The following is a 16,768-nucleotide window of genomic DNA, read 5'->3' as shown; positions in this document are numbered from 1 at the left end:
CTAAATATTCTCAAGTCGTTTAACTGGTTGATAGCTGGGTTTTTCTTGTTGTGCGGGTTTCCACGTGCGCAAGCCCCAGATAAGTAAGCCAATAATAAAAAACGCACTGGGCGGCAACAACATAATGCCCCAGGGTTGAAACCAACCCCCTTCCGTAATTAACGGCAATATCGACACGCCTAACAAAGAACCCGATCCCAATAATTCCCGAATAATGCCGACAATAATTAACACCAAACTATATCCCAAACCATTGCCAATTCCATCTAAGAAACTAGGAAGCGGAGGATTCTGCATCGCAAAGGCTTCTGCACGACCTAAAACAATGCAATTGGTGATAATTAAACCGACAAAAACAGACAATTGCTTGCTTAATTCATAAGCAAAAGCCTGTAACAATTGATCCACCACAATCACTAAAGATGCAATAATAATCATCTGCACAATAATGCGAATATTGCTGGGGATATGATGCCGTAATAAACTAATAAATAAATTAGAAAAAGCAGTGACCACCGTCAACGATAAACTCATGATTAAAGCGGTCGCTAATGTTGTGGTAACAGCTAAGGCCGAACAAACGCCTAAAATTTGCAATGCAATGGGATTATTATTAACCAATGGATCGGTTAAGGTGTGCTTAATTGTGTGTGACATAAAGATCGCCCCTAAGTTCCAGATTGACCAAACTGGCTGCGTAAAAAAGGTGCAAAACCTTGTTCACCGAGCCAGAATTGTAATAATTGCGTAACACCGCGACTGGTCAATGTCGCTCCCGACAGCGCATCAACGTAATGCAAATCAGCCAATTCGCTGCCTGTGCTTTGTTTCGCCAGAGCCAAGCGCACCACGCCATCGGCATCGTAAGCCGACTTGCCAACAAATTGAGCGCGCCAATTGGGATTATCGACTTCTCCGCCTAAGCCTGGTGTTTCCTTATGCGCATAAAAACTAATGCCTTCCACCCGCAAGTCACTGGCACGCAAGGATAAAAATCCGTATAGCGTTGACCATAGCCCCTTGCCATAAATCGGAATAATCACCTTATGCACCTGATCCGCCGTTTTCACGACGTACACAGGTGCGTAATGCGGCTGCCGTTGAATGCCTGCGATGTCTTCTGCTTTTGATAATACATCACTGGTTTGTGGATCGCGTGCAGTTTGCTGTAAATCGAATTGAGTGGGATCGATATGTGGCGCATATTCGCCTGTTCTTAAATCGACAATTCGCGTTTCAATAAACGCAAACTTATCCAATAAAGACAATTGCGCATAATCCTTACCCATACTCGCCACAATGGGTTCTAAACCCGCGACGGCTAAAATATTTTCTTTAAAATCGCGTAATTTATTTTGCGTTTGTAAAGGCTTTAATAAGACGGCCGCTGCCGACACAAAAACCGAACACACCAAACACAACACCAAAGCAACACCTATCGTTTTGCTAGTGCTATCATTGGGTTGCTGTAAAAAACGTTGTAATGGATTCAGTGAGGGAGAATTAGATTGCATTGCGTTTTACTCTTCTGCGGATATTCGCTTTAACCACTAAATAATCAATTAATGGCGCGAATAAATTACCAAATAAAATAGCCAACATAATGCCTTCAGGATAAGCAGGATTAACCACGCGAATTAACACCGTCATTGCGCCGATCAATAAGCCAAAAATCCAGCGTCCTTGTTGTGTCATGGCGGCGGAAACGGGATCGGTCGCCATAAAAATCATCCCAAACGCAAATCCACCTAATACAAAATGCCAATACCACGGCATGGCAAACATTGGATTTGTATCACTTCCAATCAGATTGAACAACAAACTGGTCGCCACCATGCCGAAAAACACGCCAGCAATAATACGCCATGAAGCCACTCGTGTATAAAGCAAAAACGCCGCGCCCAACAAACACGCCAGCGCAGAAGTTTCTCCCAACGATCCCGCTTCGATGCCGATAAACGATTGTGTCCATGTGATACCGCTGTTTGTAATCGAATCGACTCCGCCCAACGCCGCTAAACCCAAAGAAGTTGCGCCACTAAACCCATCGACGGCCACCCAAACGGTATCCCCTGACATTTCGGCGGGAAATGTGAAGTACAAAAAAGCGCGTCCGGTCAAAGCAGGATTTAAGAAATTTTTGCCTACGCCACCGAATACTTCTTTACCGATGACCACACCAAAAGAAATACCAATCGCCACTTGCCACAAGGGAATATCCGGTGGACAAATCAGTGCGAATAACATCGAAGATACTAAAAAACCTTCGTTGACATCGTGGCCGCGCACCGCAGCAAATAACACTTCCCAAATTCCACCGACCACAAGTGTGACAAAATAAATGGGTAAAAAATACGCTAACCCGTGCCAGACATTATCCCAAAGGCTGTTAGGGTCAAAACCGACTCCCAAAAGTCCCAATATTGCTCCGCGCCAACCATCAATCCCGTTCAATCCCAATGCAGCCATCGCCGTATTGGCTTGATAACCAGTATTCCACAACGCCATTAAAATACAAGGAATGGTCGCCCAAACCACGTAAGTCATTGCCCGTTGCAAGTTAATCCCATCTCGAACATGAGGGGCATGTTGCGTGGGTTTAGCTGAGTTGTAAAGGACGCTGTCCACCATTTCATAAATCGCATAAAAGCGTTCTAATGGTGCGCCTTTTAAAAAAAGAGGATGAATTTTATCCAAAAAACGTCGTAAAGCCATTTAACCTTCTCGCTCTATTTTATCTAAATTGGCACGCAAAATAGGGCCATATTCATATTTGCCCACACAGACAAATGTACATAAAGCCAAATCTTCCTCATCTAATTCCAAACAACCCAAAGCCTGCGCCATATCCGTATCGCTCACCAATAAGGCACGCAATAAGGGAGAAGTTAGAATATCCAATGGCATAATTTCATCGTAAATGGTAAAAGGCACCATTGCACGGAAATTACCATTTTGATTGGTGTTAAAAGCGAATTTTTTAGTGGCGCGTTTTAAGCTAGAAATAAATAAATTAATCACTGAAAATTTCTCTTCACCGGGACGCAACCAACCAAGCAACTCCCGTTCGGACAATTTCGCTTCTTCAATTGCTGTGATTTGTGTATGATAACGACCGAGAAAATGCACTGCTTGTGCGACACGATGACCCGAAAAAACAGAACCAGAAAGAATACGAGATTGCGTGTGAGCTAATTCATTCGCCACCAATTCTTCTGTATTCGTCCCCAAGCGCGTCCGAATTAACCGCGGACGATGCACCACTGGCCCCGCTAAAGCAATAATCCGTTCACACCATAATTTCCCAGTGGTCAATAATTTACCTATCGCAATCACATCTTGATAAGCAATTGTCCACACGGTTTTATGGGCATTGACGGGGTCTAAAAAGTGTATGTGAGTACCCGCCACACCAGCGGGATGTGGCCCTGCAAAAGCCACATATTGTACTTGTTTGTGTTGTACGGTTGGCACGTTCGCTTCGGGTGCTTGACACACAAACACAGCGCCTTCTGTCAAACGCGTTAATGCCACAATTCCATTCTTAAAATCGTCGGCATATTGCGCAATAATCACCGCAGGATCAGCCGCTAATGGATTGCTGTCCATTGCCGTAATAAAAATAGAATGCGCAGATGTTTCAGGATCAGGAATTTTGCTATAAGGACGAGTTTTTAATGCTGTCCATAAGCCGCTATTTAACAAATTTTCTTGAATTTGTTGGCGAGAACAATGTAGCAATTGTTCTTGATTATAATGAGGAAAAGTTAAAGATTCTTCCTCAGAATCAATGGTAATTTCTACCGATTGCAACACCCGTTTTGCGCCGCGATGAATCGCCGACACCACCCCTGCTGCGGGTGCAGTGAATTTAATCAGAGGATTTCTTTTATCAAAAAACAACGCCTGTCCAATTTTAACGCGCTCCCCTTCTTGCACCAATATTGAAGGTTTTAATCCCAAATAATCTCTGCCCAACAACCCAACTGTGCGGACGGGATTGGCATCTTCATGAATGATTTGCAAGGGGTCGCCTAAAATAGGTAGATCGAGTCCTTTATCAATGTTGATTTGCATCATAAAACATTCACACCGTGACCTAAGGCAACGTTCGGCAATATGCCCAATAACGCGCCAATTCAATGAATTAAAAGACAATTCTCAACCAAACAATTGCATATAATCCCATCACTATTGTTTAGACGGTCTAAACTACCGTGTTTTGTTTTTAGATGCAATGCAATGCGGCGAAAAATAAGTGATATTAGTGTTTTCTAATAAACTAATTTAACTTGAGAAAGCCACAGAAACCGTGACATGACGACGGATGGTGCATAGCAAAAAAATGACCGATTTTGCTTTATGGTGATTTCTTAGTGAATAAGGCAATTTTTAGCAAGCAAGCAGCAAAAAAGTGAGATAATTTGCACCATTTTTGTTCTAAAAATTAGAAAAATGCACTATTTTGTACAGCCCCTGTGGATTTGGGCGCAAAATGAATTGCACCTTATCTCTAATTCCGTTAAGCTATTTCGGCTTTTTTTGCTTTTATCATTGAACGAATTAACTTATTTATTAGCGAGGTTTTTAAGCCATGAATCGGACGATTATTAACACATCCAATGCGCCACAAGCCATAGGCACTTATTCCCAAGCCGTTAAGGTGGACAATACCGTTTATATTTCAGGACAAATCCCTTTAATTCCAGAAACGATGACCGTATGCGAAGGCGATATGGCGGCGCATATTCGTCAAGTTTTTGAGAATTTAAAAGCCATCGCACAAGCCGCAGGAGGCGATTTAAGTGATGTGGTGCGTTTAACGGTTTATTTAACAGATTTATCGCACTTTGCTTTAGTGAATCAAATCATGGCGGATTATTTTCAGCCGCCTTATCCCGCACGTGCGGCCTTAGGTGTGGCGGCGTTGCCCAAAGGCGTTGGGGTGGAAATGGATGCGATTTTGGTGTTAGCTGATTAAGCGGATAGATTGGATTTTATTAGGGTTTTATAATGATTATTGAGAATTGGTTTTTAGATGACGATGTGATGGGAGCAGATTGCGTGACGGCTTTAAAAATTAAAGCCAAATTGCATGAGGAACAAAGCCCATTCCAAAAAATCGCCATTTATGACACAGAAAAGTTTGGGCATTTAATGACGATTGACGGCGTTATTATGCTCACGGCACGGGATAACTTTTTTTATCATGAAATGCTGGCACATCCCGCTTTATTTATTCATGACAATCCGCGTGATATTTTAATTATCGGTGGAGGCGATTGCGGTACATTACGCGAAGTGCTGAAACATGAGCAAATTGAGAAAGTGACTCAAGTGGAAATTGATGAGCGTGTGACGGCATTGGCAACGCGCTATTTTCCTGAGTTGTGTGTGGCGAATGGGGATGTGCGGGCGCGGTTGTTGTTTGAAGATGGGATTGCTTGGGTGAAAAACGCGCCTGATGCCAGTTTAGACGTGATTATTATTGACAGCACTGATCCTGTCGGCCCCGCGGAGGGATTGTTTAACGCGCCTTTTTATGCGGAATGTCGTCGCGTATTGCGTTCTGATGGCATTTTAGTACAACAAAGTGAGTCACCTTTTCTGCATTTCGACACATTTCGTGCGACAGGTGAGGCGATGCGTGCGGTAGGATTCACCGAAACGCAAGCTTTATTATTTCCCCAATGTGTTTACCCGTCGGGTTTATGGTCGGCGACTTTAGCCCGTTCGCAATCTTTAACCAAATACAGAGTGAAAGACGCAGAGCAGAAGTCATTTGATACAATGTATTATTCTGCGGAGATTCATGCAGCAAGTTTGGTGTTGCCCCCGTTTTTGCGGGGAAATGGTTGATTTATAGTTAAATTTATCGTCGAGTGGTGAGAATCTTTTACAGCCTTAGTCCATTGTAGGGGCATCAGGCTGTAAAAGAACTCCCAAAGTTGAAACTCAATCGCTGTTATTCTCTTTCTCTTTCTACCCCGAACGGGAAATTGAAACGCGTCATAAATAATCACGTTAATAGCTAACAGCGACTTTCTACCCCGAACGGGAAATTGAAACTTTCTTATGTTTCTGTTCCTGCACAAGAATCTTTACTTTCTACCCCGAACGGGAAATTGAAACAATCAAGCATTAGCATCATATCAAGAGGTGCTAAAACTTTCTACCCCGAACCAGCAATTCTCAATTTAAACCCTACCAAGCAACTCAAGAATTACGCCTAGAGAGGGCTTCAAGCATAAAATCGGTCAAATGCTGCCAACTATCGAATACTAAATATTGCATCAGGGTGCGTAACTGCTCAAAAAATGTGCGTCTTGATGGACACAAAAGACGTACTTTTTCATAGGTCTCATCCAAGTATTCTAGCATCGTATGCGTTAAATAAGCCAATAAAATCAACGTAGCCAGTAAGTTAGATAAGTGTTGCTTACCATGACCAAAGTTATGCTCAAAATGATAGCCGTTATTCTTTAGAATATTGTTGTTTTCATTTTCTATTTTCCAACGCGCTCTCGCTGCATCTGTCAGTTCTGCAAGGTTTTTTTCTGTTATTTTATGGGTGGTTATCCAGCTATTTTTGTATTTTTGCTTCCCTTGTCCATCAATTTCTACCAACTCGAACCAATTAACCATTAACGCATCGTTACCATCACGCAAAGGAACTTGATTCATGTAACGATAATGTCGGGTTGTTCGTTGTTTTCCGTGTTTATGATGGGTTTGTAGCGACTGTATTTTGTTCATTTGCTCAAATTCAGACAGCCACTCATGAGTTGTTTGATGAGAGTTTGGCTTGCAAGAAGTAATAATATCAAAGCCTTGCGCAATGGCTTTTTCAAAAAAAGGCTGATGCGCAAACAAATCATCCCCTAACAAAGTGGCTTGCCACAAGCTGTAATATTTACCCCAGTTGTCCAACCAACGTTTTGCCGCATTAATTTCGCAATCTTGTTTTTCTGCGCCATCTTGTGCCTGAATAAATTCAGGCGGCAGCGGTATCACGCGGGACTGTCCATGTGCAACGATAACGGGAGTTAATGCACTATGTCGATATAAAACTTTACCGTTAACCAAATCTTTTTTTAAACAACATGGACAAGAAATCTTTTGAGAACTGAAAAAATCAGTGCCATCTAAAGCAATAAATAATCCATTGTTTTTACTCATGAAGTTTTGTAAAAAACCATTATCATAGAGAAATTGATTAAGCTCAAAAAATAGTGGATAAATTTCGGTTTCAGGAACAGTATCCAGTAAATTACGAATTTGATTCATACTGGGGATTTTATGTATGCCAAAAATACTTTGGGCGTTATTTTTCCCGTGTGCTTTTTCCATTCGAGTTTGATAATCGAGAAAAGAAGAGCTTTGTGTGAAAAAAACAGAAAAAGCACTCAAAAAAGCATCACTCATGCTATATTTAAGGTTGTTCGCTGTTTTAGTCTTACGACTATCAGACAAATTTTCAGACATTTCTATTATTCGACCAATCAGGTAGTCAAAAAAATATTGCTGATTTTTTTGGAAAAATGCTTCGAGTTTGTTCATCATCTTTACTTTCAATCAGTTATAAAAACATTGTTGGTTGTAAGGGTTTAAATTGAGAATTGCTGCTATACCAAAATTATGTGAGATATAAAAACAAATTAAGTTCTAATATCTAGCTAGATATTAGGTATAAGATACTGTTTAATTTTATTAAACTTAAACAATTTACCTGACAAAAAGGTCTCAAACATACTAGTGACTTCTTTAAAGCTTGATAGACGATGAAAATTCTTTCTGACCCAATTCTTACCTTGAAGCCAAATATCCTCGACTGGATTTTGCTCTGGGGCATTGGGCGCAAATCTTAATAAACGAACTTTCCATTCTGATTCTGGAAGTCCCCCATTTAATTTCTCTAAATAAGTTCTTAAACCTTCAGAACGATGATAACTTGCACCATCCCAAATAATCACATGACGGGCTTCTTTATATCTGTAAATGAGCCAGTTAATAAAGTCTATCGTATATTTTGTATCAGCTTTCTTTGCCCTATCTAAAATAAATTCTCCCGTATAAATATTCACCGCTCCATACCACGTTTGAGAAGTGCGATAATTACTCATCTTTATTGACGTTCTTTCTCCTTTTTTCGACCAAACATAACCACAAATATCTCCCCACAACTGATGGCTTTCGTCTTGCATCCAGTACATTACCTCTCCACTTTCTATCTGTTCACGCTCCTTATCTATTAAATCCTTAATCTCTTTTTTTTAGCTTCTACTTTTACCTCATCTTTTGCCGAATTCTCTTTGTGTGTCTTCTTATAACTTAAATTCGCTTCTTCTAATAATTTAGTATAAGAAGTATTTGAAGAATAGAAAACATCATACTCCTCTTTTAAGTATCTCTTTAGTTCCTCTATTGTTATTGTCTTCTTTTCTTGTATCCAATTAATCACATCTTCTCGTTCACGCGGCTTTAAATACCCTGGTGAGCCTTTATACGCTAACTTTAATCCTTCAACCCCTGACGCTAAATAAATGGCTTTCCATTTATCCACAAATTGCACACTGACACAACACGCTAAAGCCGCTTCCGCACGCACAAAACCAAGCAAAGACATTCTTACTGCCATCGCTCGCTTCACTTCTCTCGCCTCACCTGTTGACATTAACTCTTCTAAATCTTCATATCTTTTGTTCATTATTCTCTCCTATTTGAAAAGTATTATTATACGACTCTGAAAAAATTGGTATTGAAGCACTCTCTAGGTGTAATTTTTGAGTTGATTGGTAGGGTTTGAATTGAGAATTGCTGCACTGAGCCTGTTGAAGTGTGCGCTGTCATTCGCTATGATGGGACCCCCAAATGTCGCATAACGCTATCGCTTATGCGACCTACTCAGGCTTAATTAATTGGAGGATAGAGTTTTGAATATCGAAGTAGCAGTTAGTAAGTCAGCAACAACTAAAGACAAAGGCGATTTGCTTGAAGAACTTGCCATGCACCTTTTACGCGCACAAAACTATGAAGTAGAACGTGAAGTTCGTAAGACGGGAGTTGAATTAGATTTATTGTGTAAACATAAAGCTAACAATAACAAGAAACTTTATGTTGAATGTAAAGCATACAAAGATGATAACAATATAAATGCTGGTATTATTGTGAAATTACTTGGAGCAATGCAACTTGAAGAATGCGAGGAAGCTTGGATTATTTGCACTTGTGAGCTTGGAAAGGATGCGAAAGGTGTAGTAGACAAACTAACATCCAAGGGGCGCACCGATATAACAATTTATACGCCAAGTAAATTTATTACAGTACTTGTTGATGCTAATGTAATAAAAAGTGAGGATATTGCCAATCACTCAATATCAAAAATTCTGAATAGAAATTTATACCAAGATTCCACTCTATTAGTGACACCAGTAGGAATATATTGGACATATCGTAAGAAGAAAGAAAAAACAGATACCCGCGTATTTGTTGTTGATGCGAAAACAGGTGATATTGTTGTTGATAGTGACATCCTTTCAAAGTTATCAACTTTTGACTCTACAATGTGTGGGTTTGAGTTTTGTGCGCTTATTCCTGCATCAATCTCAACAACAAATGGAAAAGGCGTTGTAGAATACAAATTCCGACTTGATGATGAGTATGTTCAATCAATTAAAGATACGGGAGTAATGTATACTCATCCACATAAGAGAGTATTAGACAAAGATGATTTGTTTATATTTCCTGATCTGCAATTAGTAAATGAAGATGATAAAATTTCATCAGCAGAACTGATGTCGTTTGATGAAAAATACAGAAAAAATATTATATTTGGTGATGAACTTTCTGGAAAAACTACGCTTGCTCAGAAACTTCAACGAATCTATGTAGAGTCTGGAAATATTCCCGTCTATATTAACGCCTGCGATATTAATTTTAGTAACCTAGAAAAATTTCATAAAATTCTCCGTCGCCAAATCAAATTACAATATGCAAATGTGACAGATGAAATTGTTGGTACGATTGATAAATCAAAGATTATAATTTTTATCGATGATTTTCATAATACTACACTAAACAAGGACGCTGCATCTCAGCTTTTCTTAGCTATAGATAAAGAGTATGAGAGTATCATATGGCTAATGAACACGAAGCAGGAACTCGAACTTCTAGCTAATGATAAACTGGTTTCTGAACTGGCTGAGTATAATCTGTATCGTATTAAAGAGCTTGGATTTAAACTACGCGATGAGATGATAAAAACGTGGATAAGTATTGGTCGCGTAGATACTATCTATGAATCGGATAAGCATAATCAAGTGATGGAGATAGCAGAAATTATTAATTCTACTATTGGATATAATTATGTGCCAACATATCCTATATATGTACTCACATTACTTCAGTCGTTTGAAGCATCTACAGTCAAATCATTACAAGGTAGTGCATATGCGGAGTTCTATAACTATCTGATTACACATGCGTTAGGAACTGCTGGCGTAAAAGCGGCTGAACTTAATTTATATTATTCATTACTCTCTGAGCTTTCGCATTACTTCTTTGTTGGTTCTGAAAAAGAAATATCTGAAAGCAATACGAGAAAATTTTATGAAGAGTTCTGCAATCGAAAGATGCTGGATCGGAAATTTGATAAAACGAAAAAGATACTAATCCAATCAAAGATATTAAAATCAGAAAATGATTCTTATCGGTTTAATCATTCATATATATATTATTTTTTTGTTGGAAAATATCTTTCAGATAATGCGCAAAAAAATGTTGATATACAACAAAAGATTACTGACTTAACCAAAAGGCTCTATTTAAGGGAATGTGCAAATATTGTTATATTCTTGGTTCATTTCTCAAAAGACCAATTTGTTCTTGATAATATTTTATTAGAGGCTAAAAAAATATTTACAGAGATCAGTCTGGCAACCTTTGCTGAGGATGAGTTTGCCAATATAAATCGTTTGGTTGAAGCAGAATTAAGAATTATCCTTGAAGATAAGCGTCCAGAGGAAACTCGTGCTAAACAACTAGAAATTAAAGATAGTCTGAATGAAAATCTTCCAAAAGAGCCAACTAACGAAACAGATTATAATTCAGATATTAAAGAACTCGATGTATACAGATTATAATTCAGATATTAAAGAACTCGATGTATTTGGTCAGATTAATCTAGCTTTCAAAATTATAGAAATACTGGGACAAATAACTAAAAATTATTATGGCTCCCTTGATGGTAATGTCAAAATTGACTTATTAGAAGAAACGTATAATCTTGGGTTACGTTCATTAAAGAAAATAATGACTGTATTTAATGAATATACTGGTTTTTTTGAGCAAGAAATCTCAAGAATTATTCAAGACAAATCGTTTTCTGAAAAAGAACGGAATGCTTTGAGTAAACGTCTTATATTTGAGTTTGCGACTCTAATTTCACTTGGGTTTGTTACAAAGGTTGCAAACAGTGCCGCATCAAAAGAGTTATCTGCAATATATGAAGCAGTTTATAAGAAAGACCCTAACATATCAAAACAGTTAGTTAATATAGCTATTGAGCTAGATTTTCCTAATGGATTGGATACAGGAAAAATTATTAATCTTGCATCTGAAATACGCAATAATCATATTCCTTCCATGCTACTAAAAATGTTAGTGATTCGTCATATATATAAGTTTCATATTCCATATGACAAAAGACAAAAAATATGTGACAAATTAAATATTGGAATTGAAAAGCAGAAAAAAGCACTTTCATCAGTTAAATAACAGCCATGCAGGGTGTGCAATATCTTTTCGTTACACACCATGCACACCATTTTGCGCAACATGATGGTAGACAAAACAAAAAGACGTTTTGCCCACCTCGACTACAAACCGCAACTGGCGAAACAACTTGATGACGGAGAAATGAAAAATGTTTACCGTTTCAAAACAACAACTCAAACAGGAAATAGACCAGCTTGATACCGATTATTTAGAATTGGTATATAAGGTTTTGCGCCAGTTTCCTCATCAAAAAATGGATAATAAAACACCATTATCCTTGCGTGGCAGTGTATTAAGTTATCTTGAACCCACTCAGCCTGTTGCACTAAATGATTGGGATGTAATTCAGTGATTTTGTTGGATACGCACATCTGGGTACGTTGGGTAAATGGGGATTTGCCTGAACAATCTGTAAAACGGTTCGTCGCACACCAAGAAAGTGGCTTGGGCGTGAGTTTGATTTCTTGTTGGGAAATTGCCAAACTTGTTGAATATCAACGTCTAAAATTACGTTATGCTGTACAAGATTGGCTACAATCCGCATTGGTATTTCCCGGTGTTGTGCTTTTGGATTTAAGCCTTCCTGTTATTATAGAATCAACACAATTACCCCAATCTTTTCATCGAGACCCGGTTAATCAGTTAATCGTTGCAACGGCGAGAATCCATAACGTTGCTTTATTGACATTAGATGAAAAGATTTTGGCTTACCCGCATGTCAAAACGCTGTAGACGGGTAGGGCGGATAAAGCGCGTCTTTTTGCGCCGTCATCCGCTAATGAAATCCCCAAATGTCGCATAAGTGTAGCCGAATCCAGCAATTCTCACTAAGCCCTACCAAACATCTGTTCACATCCCGACTAAACACCGCCACTGCACTCGACACCACACTGGCCGCATAAAGGTGTTGTCCATCTGGACTCACTGCCACAGCAGCCACCCCATCTAATCCTAATACCTCATTTTGCGCCTGTCGTTGCACTTCGACCAGCGAGAGCGCGTGGGCGTGAGGAAACAGTAGCAGCAAAAATAAGACAAACACGCCCCCACGCCAGAGAGAATGTTGCAGTGATCGAAGCAGCGGCATTTTTAACCTTCTCTTTTAACTTGATAAGCCATACTATTGATTGGCTTTAATATATCGCAAATTAAGCCTAAGTTATGCGTGATGAATGGTGAATCATGAATTTACTCGTTACCCTGCGCACTGAAGCGGTAAAAGAACACACAAACACGCCCTTCTTTGCAGAACTGACAGATACAGCGAGATCGCGTTGGAAAATAGAACAGGTTACCTCCTAGGTGTAATTTTTGAGTTGATTGGTAGGGTTTGAATTGAGAATTACTGAAGTTGACAGGGGTTTTTTTTTTGTATTTGTTGATGTATTAAGGTGGACTAACGTTGATGTTTTTATCTGCGTGCATCTGCGGTTAGAATAACAGTAAAAGAGAAGTGAATGTAGATTGAGCTGAAGTACGAAGCCCAACAGGGAACGCGGCATTGTGCCGTATGTTTTGGGTATTTGGGGTATCGTTGTGTTGGGCTTGCTTCGACAGGTTCAGCACAAGTCGCAACAGAGACGCTCAGCCCAACCTACGCGGGCTTGTGCAAGTTGGATAGGTAAACGTAAAATACGTTGAGGTTTGAGCGTATCCGTCGTGTAAACGATGCGTTTCGCCAAAAGATGCTTTATGTATCGCATAATGATGGGCAACGAAAAGAGCTTGTCCCCAGTACTAATGATATGAATCAATCATGCAAATCACCCTGACCTTACCCGATGACTTGGCGCGGCAAATTCAAATCCTGCCGAACCCTGAGCAATTTATCCGCGAAGCGTTGCAGGCAGTAATACAACAACGGATTGAACAGACCGTCACGCAAGGCTTTGGTATGTTAAAAAGCCGACGACGCGCCGTGCCGGTAGATTTCGATCCCGCCAACATGTTGCGCAAATGATTGGCTTGGATACTAATCTCCTGGCGCGTTATTACATTCAGGACGACAGCGACGAGGAGGCGCAAAAGCAGCATGAAGCGGCGCGCATTTTCCCCTTACAGTCTTGACCGCGTTGCGGTCAGTACCAAAAAAGGCATTTTTAGGCGTTCTTTTACAGGCTCGCCACTTGGGAACAAGGGGAAAACTCCTATTCAGCACAAAAAATAATTTAATTCTGAAAAACATCCTCCATCGTTTTCGCATCCAATATATTCAAAGCCCATTGCTCCAATTGAGCAGATGTCGCATTCTCAATTTTACTCTCCACAGAATAAGGCAATTTCCCAAAACGCTTTTTTAATAAGCGCATGAAAATACCGCGTTCGCCATTGGTTTGTCCTTTGCGCTCGCCTTCGGTCATTCCCATGTGGTAAATATCTTGTCCTGCTTGGGTGTCCATTAAGTTTAAATTTAGCATGTTAATTACCTCTTCATTGCTCAGTTTACGAAAGCGATTTAATAGGAATAATTCCACAATATTAATCGCCTCTTCGTGTTGTTCATTATCGGGGTAAATCTTGCGAATTTGTTGACCCCAATCTTGTATCTTTTGCTTTAATTCTTGCTTGCCTAAATGTTCTGAAACTGTAAATGGCGCAAGGATAATTAAACGCTCATCCGCCGCTAATAATTCAGCTTCAGTATAATCCGTTAATACTTTTTCAATTAAGTGTATTTTACCGTTTAATAACTGCTCTAGTGGTAAAGCCGCATTTTGGTATTGTTGTTGAGTATAATGGCATTTTTAGGAGTTCTTTTACAGTCTCGCCACTTGGGAACAAGGGCAAGTTAAATATATTTAATTTTCGGTGATGGGATGTAAAAGGGATAAGCCAAAATGATAATATTATATTTTTGTTTTTTTATCCCTTTTTTTATTGGTGAATATACCCCCATTGCCTGAATTGTTCTTGTAGTTCTTTATTGTCTTTGAATGCTTGAAAATATAAATATTCTGGTGCCATATCCGCTCCAGTTGCCCATACGATGGTTTCCAGTTCTTCATCCACTCGAAAGTCAGAAAACTGTGACTCATTATTCAGTGGCTCAAACACGGGGCCACTCAATGCGTCTGTCAAATCGGCGATACCATGCCGACCATCATTAAACGACAACTCAATTTTGTAACCATTTACATATTTGGCCGCTGTTACCTGTAGAAACATATTTTTTACTCTAATGGTTCAATGGGTTTTGGGTTTTCATTCCGCTGGCACAATTCCCAAAGAGGAACATTGGCGTTATTCTATACCCAAAAGATGTGGTTCATAGAATCTTTATTTTGTCAGAATCAGAATTTACAGACACAAGAATTTTCAAAATTTACTCTTGCAAGTCGTTTATTTTCAATCGATTTTTTATTCTTTAATTCTGAAAATCCTAAAATTCTGTAAATTCTGATTCTGACAGAAAAATTTTATGAATGATTTAATTTTGGTATATACCCAAAAGATGTGGTTCATAGAATCTTTATTTTGTCAGAATCAGAATTTACAGACACAAGAATTTTCAAAATTTATTCTTGTAAGTAATTTATTTTAAACAGATTTTTTATTCTTTAATTCTGAAAATCCTAAAATTCTGTAAATTCTGATTCTGACAGAAAAATTTTATGAATGATTTAATTTTGGTATAGTGCGCGTAATGATTTGAAACAAGTGGGTTTGATTTCTGTTTATACGGGATGGTGGACTGATGAATGACTGACCGCAACGCGATCAAGACTGTATTTCCAAGTGGCACTTGGGAACAAGAGGAAACGGTTTTAGTGGCTGAATATTTTTATTTAACGACTTAATTTTGGTATGTCAAAAGATGTTTTTTGCATTTTTGATAAACAAATTCAGGATCAAGATCGATATTAACAGACGGCCATTCAATGGTGTCAAAAGCAACTCGGACATTTTTAAAATGAGAGTAATCCTTAATCCGTTTAAAAACGCCAAAGTCTAAATAAGGTTTCATATCTAAAGTGCCAACTTCATTATTATTAAAAATGATAGTGAGAATATAATCATCATGTGGTGTGACTGATTTTACTTTAGGTGGCATAGTTTAATTACCTTATTGAAGCGGTTGAATTTTAAACGGCTCTTCACCGTTCCCCTTTCCCCTTCCCCTTGTTCCCAAGTGCCACTTGGGAATACAGTCTTGACCGCGTTGCGGTCAGTACCAAAAGAGGAACATTGGCGTTATTCTAGTGCGCGTAATGATTTGAAACAAGTGGGTTTGATTTCTGTTTATACGGGATGGTGGACTGATGAATGACTGACCGCAACGCGGTCAAGACTGTATTCCAAAATGGTACTTGGGAACAAGAGGAAGAGGAAAATCAATTTATTTTCAGAACGTTATTTGTCCGAATCAGAATTTCCAAAATTAAGAAAAATCCCGATTCAGACAAAAGCAATAAAGCAAAAATGCAAATCACTGTCCGCCGCGCACCAACCGAACGTGATTGTTGTCGTAGTAGCGATTGTAGTAGTTGGCACCACCATTACCGAAATTCACGTCCCACGCGTTGTAAGTGCCGCTCGCAACAGGGGAACTAGACCAAACCCCAGAACTACGCGTGTTAGGGAACGCTGACAAGTTGATAGCAGGGTCGTCGCATTTTAATTCAACGATGGAAGCCAGTTCCTTAATGTTAGGTAATCTCCAGCCTTCGCCCACTTGCTTTGCGTACTGTAGGGCTTGTTGCCAAGTGAATCTTGAGGCGTTTCCTGTTTCACAGTTTGCGCCTGTTTGTCCCTCTAGGCAGCGTTTCCAAACAAGATTGGTGCGCACGTCTGTGACAGTGCCGTCTTCATTGATTTGAAAGCGGTCATTAGGGGTGCTGGCGCGAATGGCATTATTACACATTTGTAATGCCCAGACATTAAAACTCAATAAAACTCCCAATGAAAATGCCGTTACGGTTAAAAAACGCTTGCAAAAACGGATTTGCTTGACGGAAGAAAAAACAGCAGTGGATGGGTCAGTTAAAGACATAGT

The 16,768-nt window shown here is 39.4% G+C and carries 19 protein-coding genes; 7 read left to right on the top strand and 12 right to left on the bottom strand.

The genetic code is table 11. The features are described 5' to 3' along the window. The 4 genes from TPSD3_RS08725 to TPSD3_RS08710 are packed head-to-tail and all read right to left on the bottom strand — an operon-like array spanning window position 1 to window position 4,080. Window positions 1-657, bottom strand: coding sequence for an NADH:ubiquinone reductase (Na(+)-transporting) subunit D (locus TPSD3_RS08725; protein WP_086488159.1), 657 nt, complete (start codon window positions 655-657; stop codon window positions 1-3). Window positions 658-668: 11 nt separating this feature from the next. Continuing rightward, window positions 669-1,514: a Na(+)-translocating NADH-quinone reductase subunit C gene (locus TPSD3_RS08720; protein ID WP_086488158.1), complete on the bottom strand. Its 846-nt coding sequence runs from the start codon at window positions 1,512-1,514 to the stop codon at window positions 669-671. After that, window positions 1,504-2,715 (bottom strand): NADH:ubiquinone reductase (Na(+)-transporting) subunit B, encoded by a 1,212-nt coding sequence (locus tag TPSD3_RS08715; protein ID WP_086488157.1) that lies wholly within the window; start codon window positions 2,713-2,715, stop codon window positions 1,504-1,506. The genes TPSD3_RS08720 and TPSD3_RS08715 overlap by 11 nt, the downstream gene beginning before the upstream one ends. Continuing rightward, window positions 2,716-4,080, bottom strand: coding sequence for a Na(+)-translocating NADH-quinone reductase subunit A (locus tag TPSD3_RS08710; protein ID WP_342587071.1), 1,365 nt, complete (start codon window positions 4,078-4,080; stop codon window positions 2,716-2,718). It abuts the gene before it with no gap. A gap of 514 nt (window positions 4,081-4,594) precedes the next feature. Between TPSD3_RS08710 and TPSD3_RS08705 the strand changes: the two genes are divergently transcribed. Together TPSD3_RS08705 and speE are read left to right on the top strand one after the other, a co-directional pair. Beyond that, window positions 4,595-4,981, top strand: a complete 387-nt coding sequence (locus tag TPSD3_RS08705) for a RidA family protein (RefSeq protein WP_086488156.1) — start codon at window positions 4,595-4,597, stop codon at window positions 4,979-4,981. Window positions 4,982-5,013: 32 nt separating this feature from the next. Further along, window positions 5,014-5,859, top strand: a complete 846-nt coding sequence (gene speE, locus TPSD3_RS08700; protein WP_086488155.1) for a polyamine aminopropyltransferase — start codon at window positions 5,014-5,016, stop codon at window positions 5,857-5,859. Window positions 5,860-6,216: 357 nt separating this feature from the next. On the opposite strand, the gene TPSD3_RS08695 is transcribed toward speE, so the two are convergent. From TPSD3_RS08695 to TPSD3_RS08685, 3 genes are all read right to left on the bottom strand, one after another. Beyond that, a complete protein-coding gene (locus tag TPSD3_RS08695; RefSeq protein ID WP_217884406.1) occupies window positions 6,217-7,425 on the bottom strand; it encodes an ISNCY family transposase in 1,209 nt (402 codons plus the stop codon). Between the two features lie 251 nt (window positions 7,426-7,676). After that, the gene (locus tag TPSD3_RS08690; protein ID WP_176329665.1) at window positions 7,677-8,204 is read right to left on the bottom strand and encodes a transposase; all 528 of its coding nucleotides are present in this window, start codon (window positions 8,202-8,204) and stop codon (window positions 7,677-7,679) included. 47 nt (window positions 8,205-8,251) lie between these two features. Then, window positions 8,252-8,707, bottom strand: coding sequence for a helix-turn-helix domain-containing protein (locus TPSD3_RS08685; RefSeq protein ID WP_086486665.1), 456 nt, complete (start codon window positions 8,705-8,707; stop codon window positions 8,252-8,254). Between the two features lie 226 nt (window positions 8,708-8,933). Between TPSD3_RS08685 and TPSD3_RS08680 the strand changes: the two genes are divergently transcribed. The 4 genes from TPSD3_RS08680 (at window position 8,934) to TPSD3_RS08665 (ending at window position 12,507) form a co-directional block, all read left to right on the top strand. Beyond that, window positions 8,934-11,141: a restriction endonuclease gene (locus TPSD3_RS08680; RefSeq protein ID WP_086488154.1), complete on the top strand. Its 2,208-nt coding sequence runs from the start codon at window positions 8,934-8,936 to the stop codon at window positions 11,139-11,141. Then, the gene (locus TPSD3_RS08675) at window positions 11,125-11,775 is read left to right on the top strand and encodes a hypothetical protein (RefSeq protein ID WP_086488153.1); all 651 of its coding nucleotides are present in this window, start codon (window positions 11,125-11,127) and stop codon (window positions 11,773-11,775) included. Before TPSD3_RS08680 ends, TPSD3_RS08675 begins: the two co-directional genes overlap by 17 nt. A 148-nt stretch (window positions 11,776-11,923) precedes the next feature. Beyond that, a complete protein-coding gene (locus TPSD3_RS08670) occupies window positions 11,924-12,127 on the top strand; it encodes a hypothetical protein (protein ID WP_086488152.1) in 204 nt (67 codons plus the stop codon). Then, window positions 12,124-12,507: a type II toxin-antitoxin system VapC family toxin gene (locus TPSD3_RS08665; protein ID WP_086488151.1), complete on the top strand. Its 384-nt coding sequence runs from the start codon at window positions 12,124-12,126 to the stop codon at window positions 12,505-12,507. The genes TPSD3_RS08670 and TPSD3_RS08665 overlap by 4 nt, the downstream gene beginning before the upstream one ends. Before the next feature lie 43 nt (window positions 12,508-12,550). On the opposite strand, the gene TPSD3_RS08660 is transcribed toward TPSD3_RS08665, so the two are convergent. Then, window positions 12,551-12,862 carry a hypothetical protein gene (locus TPSD3_RS08660; protein WP_086488150.1) on the bottom strand — a complete coding sequence of 104 codons (312 nt, stop codon included), beginning with the start codon at window positions 12,860-12,862 and terminating at the stop codon, window positions 12,551-12,553. Window positions 12,863-13,531: 669 nt separating this feature from the next. Here TPSD3_RS08660 and TPSD3_RS08655 point away from each other — a divergent pair. Further along, complete coding sequence (locus tag TPSD3_RS08655; protein WP_086488149.1) at window positions 13,532-13,735, top strand: hypothetical protein; 204 nt, start codon at window positions 13,532-13,534, stop codon at window positions 13,733-13,735. 208 nt (window positions 13,736-13,943) lie between these two features. Here TPSD3_RS08655 and TPSD3_RS08650 read toward each other — a convergent pair whose 3' ends face one another. From TPSD3_RS08650 to TPSD3_RS08635, 4 genes are all read right to left on the bottom strand, one after another. After that, window positions 13,944-14,192, bottom strand: coding sequence for a DUF4351 domain-containing protein (locus TPSD3_RS08650; protein WP_140048519.1), 249 nt, complete (start codon window positions 14,190-14,192; stop codon window positions 13,944-13,946). A 457-nt stretch (window positions 14,193-14,649) separates the two neighbouring features. Further along, entirely contained in the window at window positions 14,650-14,940 is a 291-nt protein-coding gene (locus tag TPSD3_RS08645; protein WP_086488147.1) for a DUF2442 domain-containing protein, read from the bottom strand. 628 nt (window positions 14,941-15,568) lie between these two features. Further along, entirely contained in the window at window positions 15,569-15,826 is a 258-nt protein-coding gene (locus TPSD3_RS08640) for a DUF2442 domain-containing protein (protein ID WP_086488146.1), read from the bottom strand. A gap of 375 nt (window positions 15,827-16,201) precedes the next feature. Next, a complete protein-coding gene (locus TPSD3_RS08635) occupies window positions 16,202-16,765 on the bottom strand; it encodes an Lcl C-terminal domain-containing protein (protein WP_086488145.1) in 564 nt (187 codons plus the stop codon). Between the last annotated feature and the right edge of the window lie 3 nt (window positions 16,766-16,768).

Source organism: Thioflexithrix psekupsensis (genome assembly GCF_002149925.1).
GTDB classification, from domain to species: Bacteria; Pseudomonadota; Gammaproteobacteria; order Beggiatoales; family Beggiatoaceae; genus Thioflexithrix; species Thioflexithrix psekupsensis.
Note: the sequence above shows the minus strand (reverse complement) of the source record. Positions and strands in the feature narration are given on the sequence as shown.

What these genes read in the sequence shown, in the direction of transcription:
- TPSD3_RS08725 (WP_086488159.1), bottom strand. Translation starts at nt 657, where the DNA reads ATGTCACACACAATTAAGCACACCTTAACCGATCCATTGGTTAATAAT.
- TPSD3_RS08720 (WP_086488158.1), bottom strand. Translation starts at nt 1,514, where the DNA reads ATGCAATCTAATTCTCCCTCACTGAATCCATTACAACGTTTTTTACAG.
- TPSD3_RS08715 (WP_086488157.1), bottom strand. Translation starts at nt 2,715, where the DNA reads ATGGCTTTACGACGTTTTTTGGATAAAATTCATCCTCTTTTTTTAAAA.
- TPSD3_RS08710 (WP_342587071.1), bottom strand. Translation starts at nt 4,080, where the DNA reads ATGATGCAAATCAACATTGATAAAGGACTCGATCTACCTATTTTAGGC.
- TPSD3_RS08705 (WP_086488156.1), top strand. Translation starts at nt 4,595, where the DNA reads ATGAATCGGACGATTATTAACACATCCAATGCGCCACAAGCCATAGGC.
- speE (WP_086488155.1), top strand. Translation starts at nt 5,014, where the DNA reads ATGATTATTGAGAATTGGTTTTTAGATGACGATGTGATGGGAGCAGAT.
- TPSD3_RS08695 (WP_217884406.1), bottom strand. Translation starts at nt 7,425, where the DNA reads ATGAGTGATGCTTTTTTGAGTGCTTTTTCTGTTTTTTTCACACAAAGC.
- TPSD3_RS08690 (WP_176329665.1), bottom strand. Translation starts at nt 8,204, where the DNA reads ATGCAAGACGAAAGCCATCAGTTGTGGGGAGATATTTGTGGTTATGTT.
- TPSD3_RS08685 (WP_086486665.1), bottom strand. Translation starts at nt 8,707, where the DNA reads ATGAACAAAAGATATGAAGATTTAGAAGAGTTAATGTCAACAGGTGAG.
- TPSD3_RS08675 (WP_086488153.1), top strand. Translation starts at nt 11,125, where the DNA reads ATGTATACAGATTATAATTCAGATATTAAAGAACTCGATGTATTTGGT.
- TPSD3_RS08670 (WP_086488152.1), top strand. Translation starts at nt 11,924, where the DNA reads ATGTTTACCGTTTCAAAACAACAACTCAAACAGGAAATAGACCAGCTT.
- TPSD3_RS08660 (WP_086488150.1), bottom strand. Translation starts at nt 12,862, where the DNA reads ATGCCGCTGCTTCGATCACTGCAACATTCTCTCTGGCGTGGGGGCGTG.
- TPSD3_RS08655 (WP_086488149.1), top strand. Translation starts at nt 13,532, where the DNA reads ATGCAAATCACCCTGACCTTACCCGATGACTTGGCGCGGCAAATTCAA.
- TPSD3_RS08650 (WP_140048519.1), bottom strand. Translation starts at nt 14,192, where the DNA reads ATGCTAAATTTAAACTTAATGGACACCCAAGCAGGACAAGATATTTAC.
- TPSD3_RS08645 (WP_086488147.1), bottom strand. Translation starts at nt 14,940, where the DNA reads ATGTTTCTACAGGTAACAGCGGCCAAATATGTAAATGGTTACAAAATT.
- TPSD3_RS08640 (WP_086488146.1), bottom strand. Translation starts at nt 15,826, where the DNA reads ATGCCACCTAAAGTAAAATCAGTCACACCACATGATGATTATATTCTC.
- TPSD3_RS08635 (WP_086488145.1), bottom strand. Translation starts at nt 16,765, where the DNA reads ATGTCTTTAACTGACCCATCCACTGCTGTTTTTTCTTCCGTCAAGCAA.